Annotated in this window: 3 protein-coding genes and 1 pseudogene; all 4 read left to right on the top strand. The window is 57.5% G+C overall.

From position 1 onward, the window contains the following. A pseudogene (locus WBB85_RS03590) lies at positions 1–93 on the top strand (IS5/IS1182 family transposase); the annotation flags it as partial. Positions 94–475: 382 nt separating this feature from the next. Next, positions 476–742 (top strand): transposase, encoded by a 267-nt coding sequence (locus WBB85_RS03585; RefSeq protein WP_432637251.1) that lies wholly within the window; start codon positions 476–478, stop codon positions 740–742. 175 nt (positions 743–917) lie between these two features. After that, complete coding sequence (locus WBB85_RS03580) at positions 918–2,210, top strand: diaminobutyrate--2-oxoglutarate transaminase (protein ID WP_432637250.1); 1,293 nt, start codon at positions 918–920, stop codon at positions 2,208–2,210. Between the two features lie 18 nt (positions 2,211–2,228). After that, the coding region (locus tag WBB85_RS03575; RefSeq protein WP_432637248.1) for a fatty acid desaturase at positions 2,229–2,871 on the top strand (643 nt) is incomplete at its 3' end.

The raw sequence follows: 2,871 nt of genomic DNA, 5'->3' as shown, positions 1-2,871 counted from the left end.
GACTGGAGGCGCGTGGCAACTCGCTACGACAGGTGTCCGAAGGTCTTCCTCTCGGCCATCGCGCTTGCAGCAACCGTCATCTATTGGTTATGAATCCTGACCCAAAGCTGTAAGGGACTTGGTTTGCGGAACCCATCAGGGCCAGCGGTCAAAACCGCGCAAACAGGCCGGACACATGACTGCTTCTGCCAAACGCACAAATCAGATCAAAAATGTCTTGCTATGCAGGAGCCATCCACACAGGTCATTCGCTGCAGGTGCGAGCGCGTCACCGGCCGATAGCAGGAGCGGACATTCAGCCGTGGAACTGACTGATACACGGCAATCCGGCGCGTCGGGCGGAAACCGGGCGTTCGATGCCGGTGCTCGTTTAGGCCGTGTTGACAACAGGGATTCACAGAGCGGTCTGTGAAGTGGTCCCGGAAAACTGGACAGTCAGCTGAGGTGTATCCCAAACCTTTGAAGGGATACGAGAATGGCGAATCGCCGTAAGTTTAAGGATCATTTTGAGGCCAAGGTGGCCCTAGAAGCGCTGCCTGGTGACAAGTCGGCGCAGAAGATCGGGGCGAAGCATCAGGTGCACCCAAATCCGGTCAGCACGTGGCAGTGGGACGGGACGGCCGATGTGTTCTCGGGAGGTAAGCAGAGCGGCGTGAGCGAGGCGGAGGTCAAAGACCTGCATGCCAAGATCGGGAGGCTGGCAGTTGAGAACGATTTTTTATCCGAAGGGTTGAAGCTGTGAGCCCCGAGAAGAACGGCCAGATGATCAGGCGGGACCAAGGCTGCAGGATATGTCGCAGGTTAAAGGCTGGGCACTTTTTTCCGATTTGACAACTAAAGGTTGATTAAACTATGAGAGTTCTCACCAAAGTAATTCAATCATGGGCGCAACTCGCGCGTCCGAGGGGAGACGTGCGGTGCTTGATTCAGCTGTGGTGAGCTACTCGCGTTCTACCAAAATTGTCTGGCAACGGGGTTACGGGCACCAAATCTTTGATGTCGATGGCCGCGCTTACCTCGATTTCCTGTCCGGATGCGGTGCGTTGAACTATGGGCACAACGACCCGGATATGAAGGCGGCCCTTCTCGACTACATTTCGGGCGACAATATCGCGATGGGGCTGGATTTTTTCTTTGACGCGAAAGAAGCGTTCATGAAGGCCTTTCAGGTGTCCATCCTTGCGCCCCGCAACCTTGATTACCGCCTGCAATTTCCGGGGCCGACAGGCACGAACGCGGTTGAAGCCGCCATCAAGATCGCCCGAAAATTCACGGGAAAATCCAACGTCATCTCTTTCACCAACGGATATCACGGCTGCACGCTTGGCGCGCTGGCGTTGACCGGCAACCAGAATTACCGGACAGGCTCGCATGCCCTGCTCGGGGCAAGCCACAGACTGCCCTTTGATGGCTATGTTCAGGGGCTCGACAGTGCCGCGTATCTTGCCCGGCTGCTCGACGATCCCTCCAGCGGCATCGACAACGTTGCCGCGGTGGTTTTCGAATGTGTTCAAGGCGAGGGCGGCCTGAACGTGGCAAGCGCGTGCTGGGCACAGGAAATCGTGCGGATTTGCCATCAGCGGGGCATCCTGGTCATCGTCGATGACATACAGGCTGGCTGCGGGCGGACCGGTTCGTTCTTTTCCTTCGAAGAACTTGGGATTGCACCGGATATCGTCACTTTGTCCAAATCCATTTCCGGGTTTGGCATACCCTTCGCGCTGACCCTTATCCGGCCCGACGTCGATATCTGGAACCCGGGCGAGCACACAGGCACCTTTCGCGGCAACGCGCATGCTTGCGTCACCGGGCGGGTGGCCTGTGAAAAGTTCTGGTCAGATGGAACGACCGCCGACCGCACGGCACGGCTGAGCGGCATTGTCACCGATCATCTCGACGATTTTGCGGCCTCCTTCGGGCTGCACCGTAAAGGCAGGGGATTGTTGCAAGGGCTGGATGTTGGCACATCCGAAACCGCCCGCGCGATTCAGGCCCAATGCCTGACCAACGGTCTGCTTCTGGAGTGCTGCGGCCCTCAAGGAGAAGTGGTCAAGCTGATGCCGCCACTTACCATCCCCGGCGACGCATTGATTGCCGGACTTGGAGTGATCGGGGACGCCATAACCGCGGCCTGTGCGCGAGCCAACGTCCGGCCACATCAGCGACCGGTCGCAGCCCCGCAGCCCAAGCCGCTAAGCTCCGTCCAATAAAACTCTCAGGAGATTGTCATGCAATCCGATATCCGCGACAGTTTTCGCGCGTTTCCGGCATTCACCCAACCCTTCTGGACCTGGGTAACGGGCAAACCGCTGGACGATGAACCGCCGCTGATCGTGCCAAGGCCGTGGCTGTATCTGGCCGTTTCGCTGATGATTTTTGCATCCGGTGTCGGCCTTGGCATTTGGGTCATGCTGGCGCCGGGCGTGTCGAACCTGTGGCTGCTCGCGACGCTTCCTGCGACAGTCTATGGCGCACGGCTTTTGGTGCTGACCATCTCTCACCAATGCGCGCACCAGATGTTTTGCCATTCGAAACGTCTGAACCAGATCGTACATGACATCCTGACGACACTGGTCTGTTCGCAGGATTACGATTCCTATCGGTATGACCACTTCTACGTGCATCATGGCATCAAGACCTTTGGCACCTTCGAAGACCCGGTCCTGTCGTTCATCCGGCGTCTGGGATTTTGCGAAAACATGAGCAAGTCCCGGCTGTGGCTACAGCTGATCTGGACGCTGGTCTCGCCCAAGTTTCATGGCCTCTATCTACTAAACCGTGTGCGCTACAATTTTTTAGGTGGTCGACCGATGCGCCGGGTTTTCGCGGTGCTTTGGTGGGGCTCGGTCGTGGTATTGCTTTGGCAGGTAC

The organism is Albidovulum sp. (genome assembly GCF_049646345.1).
Taxonomy (GTDB): Bacteria; Pseudomonadota; Alphaproteobacteria; order Rhodobacterales; family Rhodobacteraceae; genus Albidovulum.
The sequence above is the reverse complement of the archived record's forward strand: the minus strand, read 5'-3'. Positions and strand labels throughout refer to the sequence as shown.